The organism is Streptomyces sp. NPDC051582 (assembly GCF_040681715.1).
Lineage (GTDB): Bacteria > Actinomycetota > Actinomycetes > Streptomycetales > Streptomycetaceae > Streptomyces.
Genome location: NZ_JBFAZJ010000112.1, coordinates 1 through 1,027 on the forward strand (window position 1 = coordinate 1; position 1,027 = coordinate 1,027).

General features: G+C 67.7%; 1 protein-coding gene. It reads left to right on the forward strand.

The features are described 5' to 3' along the window. Positions 1-167 precede the first annotated feature (167 nt). Positions 168-1,027, forward strand: an 860-nt coding sequence (locus AB0M92_RS39305; protein ID WP_366107199.1) for a SpoIID/LytB domain-containing protein, incomplete at its 3' end; no start/stop codon positions are given.

A 1,027-nucleotide genomic window follows, 5' to 3' on the forward strand; every position in this document is an offset into this window, starting at 1 on the left:
CACCAACGGCAGTCTTGCGAACGACTGGGTGAGCAACGGGGCCTGGCAGGGGCCCTCCGGCCTCGGCGGCACCAGCCGCTGACACCAACCGGAACTCGCCTCGCACCCATACGTCACCGCGCCGGCCGGTCCTTCCGGCCGGCGCGGCCCATCGGTAAGGAATCGGAATGTCTGTCATCCGTGGTCTACGTCTGACGCTCAGCGGTGTCACGGCGATGGCGGCCCTCGGCTTCGCAGTGGCGGGCCCGGCCGCCGCGTCCCCGCTGCCGTACAAGACGGGCCGGCCGCAGCCGGTCAGTGACCAGGTCGCGCCGTCGGCCCTCGTGTCCACTCCCCGAATCGCCGCGGCTCCGGCAGCGAGCGGCAACTGCGGCGGCTACTCGTCCGACTCGACCCCGCCTTCCACCATCCGGGTACTGCGATACGCGCAGCACACCAGCGTCGGTGCCCCGGTGCCGGGTACCGAGATCGGCGTGACCAACGTGCCGTTCCAGGAGTACGTGAAGGACGTACTGCCCAGTGAGTGGGTCACCTCCTGGCAGACCGCCTCGCTGCAGGCGGGTGCGATGGCGGTGAAGACCTACGCGTGGTACTGGGTCAACAACTGGCGGGGAGGGTCGTACAACGGAACCTGCTACAACGTCGACGACTCGATCAACTATCAGCGCTACATACCCGCAAGCGCCACCGCCGTCACCAACTCGGCCGTGCAGTCGACGTGGAACTCGGTCATGACCAGGAACGGCTCGGTCTTCCAGGCCTCGTACCAGGCGACACTCACCGGAAGCCCGTCCGAGGGCTGCGGCACCGGACTGTCCAGGTACCCGAACACGCTCAGCCAGTGGGGGTCGCAGAACTGCGCCCTCGCAGGCCGCTCCTGGCAGTCGATCCTGGGCACGTACTACCCCGGACTGTCGGTCGGTGGTTCGGCTTCGGCTGGGACGTCGCCGGTGTCGATGGATGCTGGTGCGACGCATGTGGCGTTTGTGGATGGCAATGGGAGTGTTGCGAACGACTGGGTGAGCAA